Raw genomic sequence first — 15,110 nt, 5'->3', positions numbered from 1 at the left:
GAATCGGCCGGCGGCTTAACCGGTTGGCAACCAGGGGCGGCTGCGGCAATAGTCCACAGGTGACCTCTCCCACCGACGCCGGCCTCCGCCGCGCCCGTCGCCCCGCCTGGGCCGGCCGCAACTACACACTGCTGACCGCCGCGGCAATCGCCACCAACCTGGGCAGCCAGGGCGCGCTGATCGCCTCGGCGTTCGCGGTGCTGGAGTCGGGCGGCGACGCGGGCGACGTGGGGCTGGTGGCCGCGGCCCGTACGATCCCGCTGGTTCTCTTCCTGCTGGTCGGCGGCGCCTTGGCCGACCGGCTGCCCCGCCACCGGGTGATGGTCGCCGCCAACACCCTCAACTGCCTCTCGCAGGCCGCCTTCGCCGCCCTCGTCCTCACGGGCGACCCGCTGCTGTGGCAGATGATGGCGCTGGCCGCGCTGGGCGGTACCGGGCACGCCTTCTTCAGCCCGGCCTCCGAAGGCATGCTGATGTCCAGCGTCAGCGGCGAACAGGCCGGCCGGGCCTTCGCCCTCTACCGGATGTCCATGCACGGCGCCGGGATCGGCGGCGCCGCCCTGGGCGGCGCGCTCATCGCGGTACTCGGCCCCGGCTGGGTGCTCGCCATCGACTCCGCCGCCTTCCTGGTGGCGGGCTCCCTGCGCGCCTTCCTCGATGTCAGCCACATCCCGGCGCGCGCGCCCGGCGGCGGCATGCTCGCCGATCTGCGCGACGGCTGGCGGGAGTTCGTGGGCAGGCCCTGGCTCTGGACCATCGTCGTGCAGTTCGCGGTGGTCAACGCGGTGGTCGTGGCGGCCGAGGCGGTGTACGGGCCGCTGGTCGCGCGGGACGAACTCGGCGGGGCGGGGCCCTGGGGTCTGGCGCTCGCCGCCTTCGGCGCGGGCACCGTGGGCGGCGCGCTGGTGATGATGCGCTGGAAGCCGCGCCGGCTGCTGCTCGCCGGCACCCTCTGCGTGTTCCCGCTCGCGCTGCCGTCGGCCGGGCTCGCGGTGCCGCTGCCGGCCGTGGGGCTGGCGCTGGTGATGTTCCTGACGGGTCTCTCGGTCGAGGTGTTCGGTGTCTCCTGGATGACGGCCCTGCACCAGGAGATCCCGGAGGAGAAGCTCTCCCGGGTCTCCGCGTACGACATGCTCGGCTCCATCGGCATGATTCCGGTGGCCACGGCGCTGGCGGGACCGGCGGAGAGCGCCTTCGGGCGCTCCACCGCGCTGTGGGGCTGTTCCGCGCTGATCGTGCTGCTGACGGCCGCGGTACTGACCGTTCCGGACGTCCGCCGGCTGACCCGCAGAACAACGTCGAAGACGGAGCGGGCCTCGGTGGCCCCGGCCGCGGCCGCCGCCGTGTCAGCCGATGCTGAAAGCGCCGTCGGGCGGCCGGGGTGACGGCACCGCGCCGGTGTCCCGTACGACCGCCGCGTCCCCGATGAAGCGCCGCAGCGACGGGCCGTGCTGGACCCGGGCGGGAAAGACGTCCGAGGCGGTGCGGCGGGCCAGGGCCGGCGTGTCGATCGGGGTGTGCGAGGCGACCAGCACGGCGTTGCCGAAGCGGCGGCCGCGCAGTACGGCCGGCTCCGCGATCAGCGCCAGCTCCTCGAACACCTCGGCGAAGGTGGCCAGTTGGGAGCGGAGGAAGTCGAAGGGCGCCCCGTCGGCCAGATTGGCGGCGTAGACCCCGCCCGTACGCAGCACCCGCTCGGCCTGCCGCGCGTACTCGACGGAGGTGATGTGGGCGGGGATCCGGGAGCCGCCGAAGACATCGGCGATCAGGATGTCCGCCGAGCGGGCCGGGGCGGCTTCGAGCCGGTGGCGGGCGTCCGCGCCGTGCACGGTGATCCCGGCGCTCTTCGGTATCGGCAGCAGCTCGGCGACCAGCGCCAGCAGCCCCGCGTCGGCCTCCACCACCTGCTGTGAGGAGCCGGGCCGGGTGGCGGCGACATAGCGGGGCAGGGTGAACGCCCCGCCGCCGAGATGGAGCACGGTCAGCGGCTCACCCGCCGCGGCGGCGCAGTCGACGACATGGGCGAGGCGCCGCACGTACTCGAACTCCAGATGGGTCGGCTCGTCCAGATCGACGTACGACTGGGGCGCGCCGTCGACCGTCAGGAGCCAGGCCCGCTCCCGGTCCACATCGGGCAGCAATCTGGCGGTGCCGCGGTCCACGGCACGGATGACGGGGATGGGCTCGTTCACCGTCCCATTGTGCGCCGCGGGCCGGCCCGTCGCGGGCCGGGGTCGCGCACGGCCCGCGGCCCGCCCCCCTGGAGCGCGGGGAGACGGGCGCGGGCCGCCCTGGCGGGGGCGGGGTCACCCCGGGAGCGTCCCCCGGAGTGTCACAGCAGCGAGGTGACCGTGCCCGCGCCGACCGTGCGGCCGCCCTCACGGATCGCGAAGCCGAGCCCCGGCTCCAGCGGTACGTCACGGCCCAGCTCCACGGTCATGGTGACGGTGGTGCCGGGGCGCGCGACGGCCGCCTCACCGAGGTCGATGTCGCCGACCACGTCCGCCGTACGGATGTAGAACTGCGGCCGGTAGCCGCTGGCGACCGGAGTGGTACGGCCGCCCTCGCTCGCGGAGAGGACGTACACCTGCGCGGTGAAGCGCCGGCTCGGGACGACGCTGCCCGGCGCCGCCACCACATGGCCGCGCCGGACCGCGTCCCGCGCCATGCCGCGCAGCAGCAGCGCGACATTGTCCCCGGCCTCCGCGGACTCCATCGGCTTGCCGAAGGTCTCCAGACCGGTGACCGTGCTGGTCTGCGGACCCGCGTCGGCGCCGAGCACCTCCACCCGGTCGCCCACCCGGACCGTGCCGCGCTCCACGGCGCCGGTGACGACCGTGCCGCGCCCGGTGATGGTGAGGACGTTCTCCACCGGGAGCAGGAACGGCGCGTCCGTGTACCTGATGGGCATCGGCACATAGGTGTCGACGGCGTCGAGCAGCGCCTCCACGGCCGCGGTCCAGCGCGGGTCGCCCGCCAGGGCCCGCAGGCCCGACACCCGGACGACGGGCACCGCGTCGCCGCCGTAGCCGTGCCGGCTGAGCAGTTCGCGGACCTCCAGCTCGACCAGGTCGGTCAGCTCGTCGTCGCCCGCGTCGGCCTTGTTGAGTGCGACGACGATGTGGTTGACACCGACCTGGCGGGCGAGCAGGACGTGCTCGGCGGTCTGCGGCATGATCCCGTCGAGCGCGGAGACGACGAGGATCGCCCCGTCGAGCTGGGCGGCGCCGGTCACCATGTTCTTGATGTAGTCGGCGTGGCCCGGCATGTCCACATGCGCGTAGTGCCGGGTGTCGGTCTCGTACTCGACATGCGCGATGTTGATGGTGATCCCCCGGGCCGCCTCCTCCGGGGCCCGGTCGATCCGGTCGAACGGGACGTACGAGGTACCGCTGCCGGCGCGGTCGCTGAGAACCTTGGTGATGGCGGCGGTCAGGGTGGTCTTGCCGTGGTCGACATGGCCCATGGTGCCGATGTTCAGGTGCGGCTTGGTGCGCACGTATGCCGTCTTGGGCATGGTTCCTTCCAGGAACTCGAAGCGTGAGGTGGACCCCTGGGCCTTGCCGACCCTCCCCCTGTGGGGTCCGCCGGACGATCCGGGAAGGGTCAGCTTCGGGCGCCGCCGAAAGGCGCTGCCGCGGTGAATGCGGCTGCGGTGAACGCGGCAGTGGTGAGTGCGGCTGCGGTGAGTGCCGCTGTGGTGAACGCGGCTGTGGTGAACGCGGCTGTGGTGAACGCGGCAGCCTTCGGCGCGTCCGCGACTGCGGACGGCGCTGCGAGGAAGGCGTACCGGGACATGTCGCTGATCCTCGCCCACGGCCACCGTCGCGTCGAATGGTTTTCCGCGGCCCGGCGACCGGGGCGGAGGTTCTTCAAGGCGCCGCGGTTGTGGCCGGTCTGTGCGGAGAGCGTGGCGTCTTGCCGTGAATGACGGGGTTTCGCACGGTCGTCGGGACGATCACACACGCTTGTCGGTTAGTCTCCCCGAATGCTCGACACCGTCCCCAGGCCGTCCCCAGGCCTCGCTGTCCGCTGCTCCAGGGCGCTGCTCTCGCCCTGGTCGCGTCTGTCTCTGCTCGTGGTCGTGCTGGGCGCGGCGGCCGCGGCTGTGCTCCTGTACGAGCCGCAGAGACTGCTCTCGGACGGCTGGCCGACGCAGCTCAGCGGCGGCGCCGCCGTCGTGCTGTTCGCCGTGGCGTACGGGCTGTGTGCCGTCGCGTTCGTACCGCGTCCGCTGCTCAATCTCGCCGCCGGAGCGCTCTTCGGTTCGCAGCTCGGGCTTCCCGCGGCGCTCGCGGGGACGGTGCTGGGCGCGGGGATCGCCTTCGGGCTCGGCCGTTTCCTCGGGCAGGAGGCGCTGCGTCCGCTGCTGCGGGGGCGCTGGCTGAAGGCGGCCGACGGTCAGCTCAGCCGGCACGGCTTCCGGTCGATGCTGGCGGTCAGGCTCTTCCCCGGCGTGCCGTTCGCGGCGGCCAACTACTGCGCCGCCGTCTCCCGCATGGGGTGGACGCCGTTCCTGCTGGCGACGGGGATCGGTTCGATCCCCAACACCGGTGCCTATGTGGTCGCGGGCAGCCAGGCGTCGTCCCCGACCTCGCCGGCGTTCCTGCTCGCGATGAGCTTCATCGTCCTCACCGGTCTGGGCGCGGCGGTGCTCGCCTGGCGCAAGCGCCACCGCCTCGGCGGCCGCTGAGTCCGCGTCAGCCCGCGCCGAGCCCGAGGTCACCGCCGGGCGGCCGGGCGGAGAACCGCTCCACCTCCGCGTCCGTGACCTGCGCCAGCTCCTTCGGCGACCAGCGCGGCGTGCGGTCCTTGTCGATGACCTGGGCACGGATGCCCTCCAGCAGGTCAGGGGTGGTGAGCGCGGCGCACGAGGCGCGGTACTCCTGGTCGAGCACCTGCTCCAGCGTGGTCAGTCCGCGGGCCAGGCGCAGCGCGGCGAGGGTGGCCTTGAGGGCGGTGGGTGACCGGGTCAGGATCGTTTCCGCGGCCTCCTTCGACGCCGGCCGGCCGTCGCCGAGCAGCCGGTCGACGATCTCCTCCACCGAATCGGCCGCGTAACAGGCGTCGATCCAGCCCCGGTCCGCGGCGAGTTGGCCCTCCGGCGCGGAGCCCGCGTACCGGCGCACCGTCTCCCGTACGTCCGCGTCGGCGAGCGCGGCGCGCAGGTCGTCGAGCCGGTCCGAGGGGACGAAGTGGTCGGCGAGCCCGCACAGCAGCGCGTCCGCCGCGCCCACCGCCCTTCCCGTGAGCGCGAGATGCGTTCCCAGCTCGCCGGGCGCGCGGGACAGCAGATAGGTACCGCCCACATCGGGGACCAGGCCGATGCCGGTCTCCGGCATGGCGACGGCCGAGCGCTCGGTGACGATCCGTACGCTGCCGTGCGCCGAGACGCCGACTCCGCCGCCCATCACGATGCCGTCCATCAGGGCGACATACGGCTTGGGGTAGCGGGCGATACGGGCGTTGAGCCGGTACTCGTCGCGCCAGAAGGCGGTCGAGGCGTCCCCGCCGCCGGTGCGCGCGTCCTCGTGGATCGCGCGGATGTCACCGCCCGCGCACAGCCCGCGTTCACCCGCCCCGGAGATGATCACCGCGGCGACGCTCTCGTCCCGCTCCCACTCCGCCAGGGCCGCGGACATCGTCAGCACCATGGGGTGGGTGAGGGCGTTGAGGGCGCGGGGGCGGTTCAGCGTGATGTGGGCCGTGCGGCCCGCCCTGCCGGTCAGTACCGGTCCGTCCTGGCCCATGCTCTCGCTGGTTCCTTCCGTGATCCGACGCATGCGCCCCAGTATCGGACACGTCCGTTCCATGGATCTAGCTGGTCCCCGCCCCCTCCGTGGCTCTAGACGAGTCATTCCGAAGTCCCGTCTGCCCGGCGGCGCCCAGCACGCACGCACGCGGCGTTGCCGAAATGCCCTAGTAGCTCCGCTACGAGGGCACCTCGGCGCCTTGCGACCGCACGCACCGGACACCGCCGGGCCCGCCCTCCGGGCGGACGACGCTACTTCGGAACAACTCGTCTACGCTGGGGACGCAGCTGGTTCGCCCTGCCCGCCAGGCAGACGCGTCGTAAGAGGGAACCCGGTGGGAATCCGGGACTGCCCCGCAGCGGTGAGTGGGAACGACCGCCGTCATACGCACTGGACGCACCGCGTCCGGGAAGCGACGGCCAGTAGGAGCTTCGTACCCGTACGGATACGTACGGTCACGGCCACGAGGCGTGCCCATGAGTCCGAAGACCTGCCACTGCCCGTGTGCGAGCACCGCACACGGAGATCTCGGTGACCTCGTGGGCGGGTCGGCGGTTCTCGGGCGGGCATGCGCGCGACGCGGTGTGCTTCGCCCCGGCTTCCGTTCCTTCGCTTCCCACGGGTCGACCCGGGATCGTTCCCGCACGACTCGCGAAGGAGAGTCCCGTGACACCCAAGTCCGCAGCCGCGGCGTCCCGGTCCACCGTCCATGGCTACCCGCGCCAGGGCCCCGACCGTGAACTGAAGAAGGCCATCGAGGGCTACTGGAAGGGCCGGGTCACCGCGGAAGCCCTGCGGGAGACCGCCCAGGGGCTGCGCCGCGACAACTGGCGGCAGCTGGCCGGTGCCGGTCTCGGTGAAGTGCCCACGGGTGACTTCTCGTACTACGACCATGTGCTCGACACCAGCGTCATGGTCGGCGCCGTCCCCGCCAGGCACCGGGCCGCCGTCGAGGCGGACGCGCTCGACGGCTACTTCGCCATGGCGCGCGGCGCGCAGGATGTCGCGCCGCTGGAGATGACCAAGTGGTTCGACACCAACTACCACTATCTCGTCCCCGAGCTGGGCCCCGACACCGTCTTCCGCGCCGACTCGGCCAAGCAGGTCGGCGAGTTGCGCGAGGCCGTGGCGCTCGGCCACACCGCCCGGCCCGTGCTGGTCGGTCCCGTCACATATCTGCTGCTCGCCAAGCCCGCGCCGGGTGTGGCCGTCGGCTTCGAGCCGCTGACCCTGCTCGACCGGCTGCTCCCGGTGTACGCGGAGGTGCTGGCCGATCTCAGGGCCGCCGGCGCCGAGTGGGTGCAGCTCGACGAACCCGCGCTGGTCCAGGACCGTACGCCCGCCGAGCTGAACGCGACCGCGCGCGCCTACCGCGAGCTCGGGGCGCTCACCGACCGGCCCCGGCTGCTGGTGGCGTCGTACTTCGACCGGCTCGGCGAGGCGCTTCCCGTGCTGGCCAAGGCCCCCGTCGAGGGTCTCGCCCTGGACTTCACCGGTCCCGCCGCCGCCAATCTCCGCGACCTCGCGGCGGTCGGCGGTCTGCCCGGCAAGCGGCTCGTCGCCGGGGTGGTGGACGGCCGCAATGTGTGGATCAACGATCTCGCGGCCTCGCTGACCACTCTGGCCACGCTGCTCGGTCTCGCCGACCGGGTCGATGTGTCGGCATCCTGCTCCCTGCTGCATGTCCCACTGGACACGGCGGCCGAGCGGGAGCTCGATCCTCAGCTCGCGCGGTGGCTGGCCTTCGCCCGCCAGAAGACCGACGAGGTCGTCACGCTCGCGCGCGGTCTCGCCGGGGGCACAGGACCGATCGCGGCCCGGCTCTCGGCGAACCGCGCCGATCTGGCCTCCCGGGCCTCCTCGGCGATCACGCGTGATCCCGCGGTACGGGCCCGCTCCGCGGCCGTGACCGCCGCGGACGCCCGCCGGGACCAGCCGTACGCCGAGCGCACCGTCGCCCAGCGCGAGCGGCTCGGACTGCCGCTGCTGCCGACCACCACCATCGGCTCGTTCCCGCAGACCTCGGAGTTGCGCACGGCGCGCGCCGAGCGGCGGGCGGGACGGCTGGACGAGGCCGGTTACGACAAGCGGATCGAGGCCGAGATCCGTGAGGTGATCTCCTTCCAGGAGAAGGCCGGGATCGATGTCCTGGTGCACGGCGAGCCCGAACGCAACGACATGGTGCAGTACTTCGCCGAGCAGCTCACCGGCTATCTGGCCACCGGGCACGGCTGGGTCCAGTCGTACGGCACCCGCTATGTCCGTCCGCCGATCCTCGCCGGGGACATCTCGCGTCCCGCCCCGATGACCGTCGCCACGACCTCGTACGCGCAGTCGCTGACCGGCCGGCCCGTCAAGGGCATGCTGACGGGCCCGGTCACCATGCTGGCCTGGTCCTTCGTCCGTGACGACCAGCCGCTCGGCGAGACCGCGCGGCAGGTGGCGCTGGCGCTGCGGGACGAGGTCGCCGATCTGGAGGCCGCGGGGACGGCCGTCATCCAGGTGGACGAGCCCGCGCTGCGGGAGACCCTGCCGCTGCGCGCGGCGGACCGGCCCGGCTATCTGGAGTGGGCCACCGAGGCGTTCCGCCTCACGACGGCGGGCGTGCGTTCCGACACCCAGATCCACACGCACATGTGCTACGCGGAATTCGGCGACATCCTCACGGCCATCGACGACCTGGACGCCGACGTGATCAGCCTGGAGGCGGCCCGCTCCCACATGCGGGTCGCCGACGAGCTGGCCGCGGCCGGCTATCCGCGCGAGGTCGGTCCCGGTGTGTACGACATCCACTCGCCACGGGTGCCCTCGGCGGACGAGGCGGCGGCCCTGCTGGGCAAGGGACTTGAGGCGATTCCGGCGGAGCGGCTCTGGGTCAACCCCGACTGCGGGCTGAAGACGCGGGGCTGGGCGGAGGTGCGGGTGTCACTCGAGAACCTGGTGGCGGCGGCCCGGGCGACGCGGGAGCGTATGTCCTGACGCCGGTGGAACGCGGTGCCGGCGGACGGGAATCCGCCCGCCGGCACCGCGACCCGAACCGAGCGCCGGTGCCGGGGGGCGCTAGGAGAGATCCAGCGTCTCGATGATGCGTTCGGCGGCCAGGGTCGCGGTCAGCGTTCCTTCCCGTACCCGCTGTTCCAGCGCGGGCGCGACTTCCCGTACGCCGGGGTGCTCGCGCAGCCGGTCCAGGAGATGGTCACGGACCATCGACCAGGTCCAGTCGACCTGCTGGTCACGGCGCTTGCGCGCCAGCCGGCCGTCGGCTTCGAGGACCGCGCGGTGCTGTTCGAGACGCTCCCAGACGGTATCGAGGCCGCTGCCCTCGCGTGCGCTGCAACTGAGCACCGGCGGCGTCCAGGCGGCGTCCACCGGATGCATCAGCCGCAGCGCGCCCGCGAGTTCACGGGCGGCCGAGCGCGCGTCGCGTTCGTGCGGGCCGTCGGCCTTGTTGACGGTGATGACGTCCGCCAGCTCCAGGACGCCCTTCTTGATGCCCTGGAGCTGGTCGCCGGTGCGGGCGAGGGTGAGCAGCAGGAAGGAGTCGACCATGTTGGCGACGGTGGTCTCCGACTGGCCGACGCCGACGGTCTCGACGAGCACCACGTCGTACCCCGCGGCCTCCATCACGATGATGGTCTCGCGGGTCGCTTTGGCGACGCCGCCCAGCGTGCCGGCCGTGGGCGAGGGACGGACGAACGCCGCCGGGTCCACCGCCAGCCGCTCCATCCGGGTCTTGTCCCCCAGGATGGAGCCACCGGTCCTGCTGGAGGACGGGTCGACGGCCAGCACCGCGACCCGGTGGCCCAGCCCGGTGAGCAGCGTCCCCAGCGCGTCGATGAAGGTGGACTTGCCGACGCCCGGCACCCCGCTGATGCCGATCCGGCGCGCCTTTCCCGCGTACGGCAGCAGCTCGGTCAGCAGCCGCTGGGCGAGCGCCCGGTGGTCGGGCCTGGTGGACTCCACCAGCGTGATGGCACGGGCGATGTACGAACGGGAGCCGTCCAGAACGCCCTTGGCGTAGCTGTCGATGTCGATCCGTGACGGCACGCGCTCACCGCTCGTGGCCGAGGGCGGCGGCCAGCCCCGTCAGCAGGTCGTACGCGGCGTCCGGAATCACCGTGCCCGGCGGGAAGACCGCGGCGGCCCCGGCGCGGTGCAGCTCCTCGATGTCCTGCGGCGGAATCACCCCGCCGACAACGATCATGATGTCCTCCCGGCCCTCCGCCGCCAGCTCCTCGCGCAGCGCCGGTACGAGCGTGAGATGCCCGGCGGCCAGCGAGGAGACACCGACGATGTGCACGTCCGCCTCCACCGCCTGCCGCGCCACCTCGGCCGGCGTCTGGAACAGCGGGCCGACGTCGACGTCGAAGCCCAGGTCGGCGAAGGCCGTGGCGATCACCTTCTGGCCGCGGTCATGGCCGTCCTGGCCCATCTTGGCCACCAGGATGCGCGGGCGGCGGCCCTCGGCGCTCTCGAAGTCCCCGACCGCCGCGCGGGTGCGCTCCACGGCCGGGGAGGTGCCTGCCTCGTTCCGGTACACACCGGAGATCGTACGGATCTGCCCGGAGTGGCGCCCGTACACCTTCTCCAGGGCGTCGGAGATCTCCCCGACGGTCGCCATCGCGCGGGCCGCGTTCACCGCGAGATGCAGCAGATTGCCTTCCAGGCCGGGGCCCGGTCCCGCCTCCGCCGCGGCGGTGAGGGCGCGCAGCGCGTCCTGGCAGACGTTCTCGTCGCGCTCGGCGCGCAGCCGCCGCAGTTTCTCGATCTGCTGGGTGCGTACCGAGGAGTTGTCGACCTTGAGCACGTCGATCTTCTCGTCGGTCTCCACCCGGTACTTGTTGACGCCGATGACGGGCTGGCGTCCTGAGTCGATCCGCGCCTGGGTACGGGCCGCGGCCTCCTCGACGCGCAGTTTGGGGATACCGGCGTCGATGGCCTGCGCCATGCCGCCGGCGGCCTCGACCTCCTCGATGTGCTGCCAGGCACGCCGGGCGAGATCGTGGGTCAGCTTCTCGACGTACGCGCTGCCGCCCCAGGGGTCGATCACCCGGCAGGTCCCGGACTCCTGCTGGAGCAGCAGCTGGGTGTTGCGGGCGATCCGGGCGGAGAAGTCGGTGGGCAGGGCCAGCGCCTCGTCCAGCGCGTTGGTGTGCAGCGACTGCGTGTGGCCCTGGGTGGCGGCCATCGCCTCCACGCAGGTACGGGTGACGTTGTTGAAGACGTCCTGCGCCGTGAGTGACCAGCCGGAGGTCTGCGAATGGGTGCGCAGCGAAAGCGACTTGGCGTTCTTCGGGTCGAACTGCTTGACCAGCCTGGCCCACAGCAGCCGGGCCGCCCGCAACTTGGCGATCTCCATGAAGAAGTTCATGCCGATGGCCCAGAAGAAGGAGAGCCGGGGCGCGAACGCGTCCACATCGAGTCCGGCCCCGAGTCCGGCGCGCAGGTACTCCACGCCGTCGGCGAGGGTGTAGGCCAGCTCCAGGTCGGCCGTCGCGCCCGCTTCCTGGATGTGATAGCCGGAGATGGAGATGGAGTTGTAGCGCGGCATCTTCTGCGAGGTGTACGCGAAGATGTCGGAGATGATCCGCATCGAGGGCTTGGGCGGATAGATGTAGGTGTTGCGGACCATGAACTCTTTGAGGATGTCGTTCTGGATGGTCCCGGCCAGCTTCTCGGGCGGTACGCCCTGCTCCTCGGCGGCCACGATGTACAGGGCGAGTACGGGCAGTACGGCGCCGTTCATCGTCATCGACACGCTCATCCGGTCCAGCGGGATGCCGTCGAACAGCTGGCGCATGTCGTAGATCGAGTCGATGGCCACGCCCGCCATGCCGACGTCGCCCGTCACCCGGGGGTGGTCGCTGTCGTAGCCGCGGTGGGTCGGCAGGTCGAAGGCGACCGACAGGCCCTTCTGCCCGGCGGCGAGGTTGCGCCGGTAGAAGGCGTTGGACTCCTCGGCGGTGGAGAACCCGGCGTACTGCCGGATGGTCCAGGGCTGGTTGACGTACATCGTCGGGTACGGACCGCGCAGATACGGGGCGATGCCGGGGTACGTGGCGAGGAAGTCGAGGCCCGCCGTGTCCTGGGCGGTGTACAGGGGTTTGACGGCGATGCCCTCCGGGGTGTCCCAGACGAAGTCCCCGTCGGCCTTGCCGGTGTGCTCCTTGACGGCCGTACGCCACTGGTCCTCGGTGACCGCGGCCCCTTCGCCGGGTCCGAGGTCGATCTCGGAGAAGTCCGGGATCCGCATCACGCCACTCCCATCCGGTCGAGGACGGAGGTGAGAACGGCGACCGCGTCGCCGCCCGCGGCGACGAACTCGTCGACTCCGGCCCGTAGATATGTCTCACGCTGCTCGCCGGGGCGGCCGGCGAGGAACACCCGCCGGGCACCGGCGGACTTGAGTGCTTCCGCGACGGACGCGGCCCGCTCCGCGTAGAGCGCGTCGCTGGAGCAGAGGCAGGCGACGGTGGCGCCGCTGCGGGTGAAGGCGTCGGCGGCCGTGGACGCGTCGACGGACACCGGGTCATGGACCGGCTCGATCCCGCCGGCCTGGAAGAGACTGGCGGCGAAGGTGGCCCGCGCGGTGTGCGCGGCGGCCGGGCCGAGGGCGGCGAGGAAGACCCGTGGCCGCGCGCCGGTGGCGGCGAGATGGGCGTCGGAGCGGGCGCGGAGCACTTCGTACGCCTCGTCGCGGCGGACCGTGGGCAGTCCGCCCGCCGGGGCCGCCGGCGCCGCGTCGCGCTCCACCGGCGCCTGGCCGAGCTGCGGGAACTCACTGACGCCGGTGATGGGTTCGCGGCGCCGGGCCAGCTGTCCCGTACGCTCCTCCCAGGTCGCCGCGAGCCGCTCGCCGATCAGCCCGTCGCGCAGCGCGGCGCGCTGGCCTCCGGCGCGCTCGATCTCCTGGAACCACGCCCAGGCGGCGTGGGCGAGTTCGTCGGTGAGCCGCTCCACGTACCAGGAGCCGCCCGCCGGATCGATGACCCGGCCCAGGTGGGATTCCTCCAGCAGGATCGTCGAGGTGTTGCGGGCGATCCTGCGCGCGAACGCGTCGGGCAGCCCGAGGGCGTGGTCGAAGGGCAGTACGGTGACGGCGTCGGCGCCGCCCACCCCGGCCGCCAGCGAGGCGACCGTCGTGCGCAGCATGTTCACCCAGGGGTCGCGCCGGGTCATCATCACCGAGGAGGTCACCGCGTGCTGGCGCTGCGCGCCGGCCGCCGGATCCGCGCCGCAGACCTGCGCCACCCGGGACCACAGCCGCCGTGCGGCGCGGAGTTTGGCGATGGTCAGGAACTGGTCGGCGGTGGCGGCGTAGCGGAATTCCAGCTGTCCGCAGGCGGCTTCGACGGAGAGTCCGGCCGCGGTGAGGTCGCGCAGCCAGCCGACGCCGGTGGCGAGCGAACAGCCCAGTTCCTGCGCGTCCGAGGCGCCCGCCTCGTGGTACGGCAGCGCGTCCACCGTGACGGCGCGCAGGCCGGGATACTCCCGGTGACAGAGCGCGGCGAGTTCGGCGGCCTCTTCGGTGGAGCCCGCCGTTTCCCTTCCCGTACGGGCGAGTTGCCCGACGGGGTCCGCGCCGAGGGTGCCGCGGGCGTCCTGGCGCTCCACCCCGCGCTCGCGGTACAGCCGCAGCAACTCCCGCGCGGCGGGCCCGAACGCGTCACCGGCGTCGAGCGCGACGGGGGCCAGGTCGAGGTAGACCCCGTCCAGCACCGTGTCGAGAGCGGACACCGGCAGACCGCCGGCGCCGACGGTCAGCCACAGCGAGGTGGCCCCGTTCTCCAGGTCGGACAGGACGGCCTCATTGGTCCGCGCGGGATCCGGCCGCGTATGACGCTGCCGTACGTCCCAGGCGGCGACGGCGCCGCCCGCCGGTCTGCCGCCCCGGGTGAACGGCGGGAAGCCGGGGTAGCCGGCGTCGCCCGGGGCGTCGTCGGCGGTGTACAGGGGACGGGTGGCAAGCCCGTCCTGGAGCGTCGTGGAGAGCGCGTCCTCGGCCGCCGGCCCCGAGATGTCCCGACCCGACTTGCGCAGTACGCCTTCGACCAGGCTCTGCCACTGTTCGCGGGTCGCATCGGGGAACTCGGCGGCCAGGGAGAGCCCGTCGTCAGGCAGGACCGTCATGACCAGATGTTAAGACAGCTCACGGAACGAGCAGCAGGGCGCGTCCATGTGACCTTTCCCTCGCTGTACCGGCCCGGATTTAGGTCTTTCACGGCGCGTCATTCCCTACGCGACGCGCGCGCGACCCGTTGGTGGCAGGGGCCTGGCCGCAGTCGCGTCACCCGCAGACGCTACGCTGCCCACGACCGGCACGTGATCGCCATCGCTCTCGCACTGGGCACATCACCTTCGATCCCGCGCATCGACCGTCAGCCCTCAGTCCGCCACTGCGCCGGGGTTCCACCGGCCAGTGCATGATCATTCCTTGGATGGCGTAGCACCTCATGTCTTGGTTCGAATCTTTCATCCTCGGGCTCGTCCAGGGGCTGACCGAGTTCCTGCCCATCTCCTCCAGCGCGCATCTGCGGCTGACCGCGGCGTTCGCCGGCTGGCACGACCCGGGTGCGGCGTTCACCGCGATCACCCAGATCGGCACGGAGGCGGCCGTCCTGATCTACTTCCGCAAGGACATCGCCCGGATCATCTCCGCGTGGTCCCGCTCGCTGACGAACAAGGCGATGCGCGGCGACCACGACGCCAAGATGGGCTGGCTGGTCATCGTCGGCTCGATCCCGATCGGCGTGCTCGGCATCACCTTCAAGGACCAGATCGAGGGCCCGTTCCGCGATCTGCGCCTGATCGCCGTCACGCTGATCGTGATGGGCATCGTGCTCGGCATCGCCGACCGCCTCGCCGCCCGTGACGAGACCGGCGGCAAGCACCGCGCCGTCAAGGAGCGCAAGTCGCTCAGGGAGCTGGGCGTCAGGGACGGTCTGATCTTCGGCTTCTGCCAGGCCCTGGCCCTGGTGCCCGGTGTCTCCCGCTCGGGCGCCACCATCAGCGGTGGTCTGCTGATGGGGTACACCCGCGAGGCGGCGGCGCGCTATTCGTTCCTGCTCGCGATCCCCGCGGTCCTCGCCTCGGGTGTCTTCGAGCTGAAGGACGCGGGTGAGGGCCATGTGTCGTGGGGCCCGACGATCTTCGCCACACTCATCGCGTTCGCCGTGGGATACGCGGTCATCGCGTGGTTCATGAAGTTCATCACGACCAAGAGCTTCATGCCGTTCGTGATCTACCGGATCCTGCTCGGTATCGTCCTGTTCGTCCTGATCGGTACGGACACCCTGAGCCCGCACGCGGGCGAGTCGGGCGGCTGACCGACCCCGGCGGGGGCGGGGCGGGCGGCCC

General features: G+C 72.2%; 11 protein-coding genes and 1 riboswitch. Of the genes, 4 read left to right on the top strand and 7 right to left on the bottom strand.

Annotation, left to right across the window (positions count from 1 at the left end):
- Positions 1-59 precede the first annotated feature (59 nt).
- Complete coding sequence (locus tag ACZ6MZ_RS28125; protein ID WP_386878884.1) at positions 60-1,385, top strand: MFS transporter; 1,326 nt, start codon at positions 60-62, stop codon at positions 1,383-1,385.
- Here ACZ6MZ_RS28125 and ACZ6MZ_RS28120 read toward each other — a convergent pair.
- The 3 genes from ACZ6MZ_RS28120 to ACZ6MZ_RS28110 all read right to left on the bottom strand — a co-directional run bounded on the left by ACZ6MZ_RS28120 (position 1,347) and on the right by ACZ6MZ_RS28110 (position 3,798).
- Positions 1,347-2,192: a spermidine synthase gene (locus tag ACZ6MZ_RS28120; RefSeq protein WP_469355110.1), complete on the bottom strand. Its 846-nt coding sequence runs from the start codon at positions 2,190-2,192 to the stop codon at positions 1,347-1,349. The two genes, ACZ6MZ_RS28125 and ACZ6MZ_RS28120, sit on opposite strands and share 39 nt — an antisense overlap.
- Positions 2,193-2,332: 140 nt before the next feature.
- Entirely contained in the window at positions 2,333-3,517 is a 1,185-nt protein-coding gene (gene tuf / locus ACZ6MZ_RS28115; RefSeq protein WP_384180729.1) for an elongation factor Tu, read from the bottom strand.
- An 89-nt stretch (positions 3,518-3,606) separates the two neighbouring features.
- Positions 3,607-3,798: a hypothetical protein gene (locus ACZ6MZ_RS28110; protein ID WP_469355108.1), complete on the bottom strand. Its 192-nt coding sequence runs from the start codon at positions 3,796-3,798 to the stop codon at positions 3,607-3,609.
- Positions 3,799-3,988: 190 nt separating this feature from the next.
- Between ACZ6MZ_RS28110 and ACZ6MZ_RS28105 the strand changes: the two genes are divergently transcribed.
- Complete coding sequence (locus ACZ6MZ_RS28105; RefSeq protein ID WP_469355106.1) at positions 3,989-4,693, top strand: TVP38/TMEM64 family protein; 705 nt, start codon at positions 3,989-3,991, stop codon at positions 4,691-4,693.
- Between the two features lie 7 nt (positions 4,694-4,700).
- Here the strand turns inward: ACZ6MZ_RS28105 and ACZ6MZ_RS28100 are convergent, their stop codons facing one another.
- A complete protein-coding gene (locus ACZ6MZ_RS28100) occupies positions 4,701-5,783 on the bottom strand; it encodes an enoyl-CoA hydratase/isomerase family protein (RefSeq protein ID WP_469355104.1) in 1,083 nt (360 codons plus the stop codon).
- Between the two features lie 258 nt (positions 5,784-6,041).
- Positions 6,042-6,249, top strand: a riboswitch (cobalamin riboswitch).
- A gap of 170 nt (positions 6,250-6,419) precedes the next feature.
- Between ACZ6MZ_RS28100 and metE the strand changes: the two genes are divergently transcribed.
- The gene (gene metE, locus ACZ6MZ_RS28095) at positions 6,420-8,732 is read left to right on the top strand and encodes a 5-methyltetrahydropteroyltriglutamate--homocysteine S-methyltransferase (RefSeq protein ID WP_469355102.1); all 2,313 of its coding nucleotides are present in this window, start codon (positions 6,420-6,422) and stop codon (positions 8,730-8,732) included.
- A gap of 81 nt (positions 8,733-8,813) precedes the next feature.
- Here metE and meaB read toward each other — a convergent pair whose 3' ends face one another.
- Genes meaB through ACZ6MZ_RS28080 form a run of 3 tightly spaced genes read right to left on the bottom strand, consistent with a single transcriptional unit; the run spans position 8,814 to position 13,883 of the window.
- Positions 8,814-9,800, bottom strand: coding sequence for a methylmalonyl Co-A mutase-associated GTPase MeaB (meaB, locus tag ACZ6MZ_RS28090; protein ID WP_384180739.1), 987 nt, complete (start codon positions 9,798-9,800; stop codon positions 8,814-8,816).
- A 4-nt stretch (positions 9,801-9,804) separates the two neighbouring features.
- A complete protein-coding gene (scpA, locus tag ACZ6MZ_RS28085; RefSeq protein WP_469355101.1) occupies positions 9,805-12,006 on the bottom strand; it encodes a methylmalonyl-CoA mutase in 2,202 nt (733 codons plus the stop codon).
- Positions 12,006-13,883, bottom strand: a complete 1,878-nt coding sequence (locus ACZ6MZ_RS28080; protein WP_469355099.1) for a methylmalonyl-CoA mutase family protein — start codon at positions 13,881-13,883, stop codon at positions 12,006-12,008. Before ACZ6MZ_RS28080 ends, scpA begins: the two co-directional genes overlap by 1 nt.
- 323 nt (positions 13,884-14,206) lie before the next feature.
- Between ACZ6MZ_RS28080 and ACZ6MZ_RS28075 the strand changes: the two genes are divergently transcribed.
- The gene (locus tag ACZ6MZ_RS28075; RefSeq protein ID WP_389785412.1) at positions 14,207-15,079 is read left to right on the top strand and encodes an undecaprenyl-diphosphate phosphatase; all 873 of its coding nucleotides are present in this window, start codon (positions 14,207-14,209) and stop codon (positions 15,077-15,079) included.
- Positions 15,080-15,110: the final 31 nt, after the last annotated feature.

The sequence above is a fragment of the Streptomyces sp. NPDC042201 genome (assembly GCF_055582185.1).
This window is presented reverse-complemented; position numbering and strand designations above follow the sequence as displayed.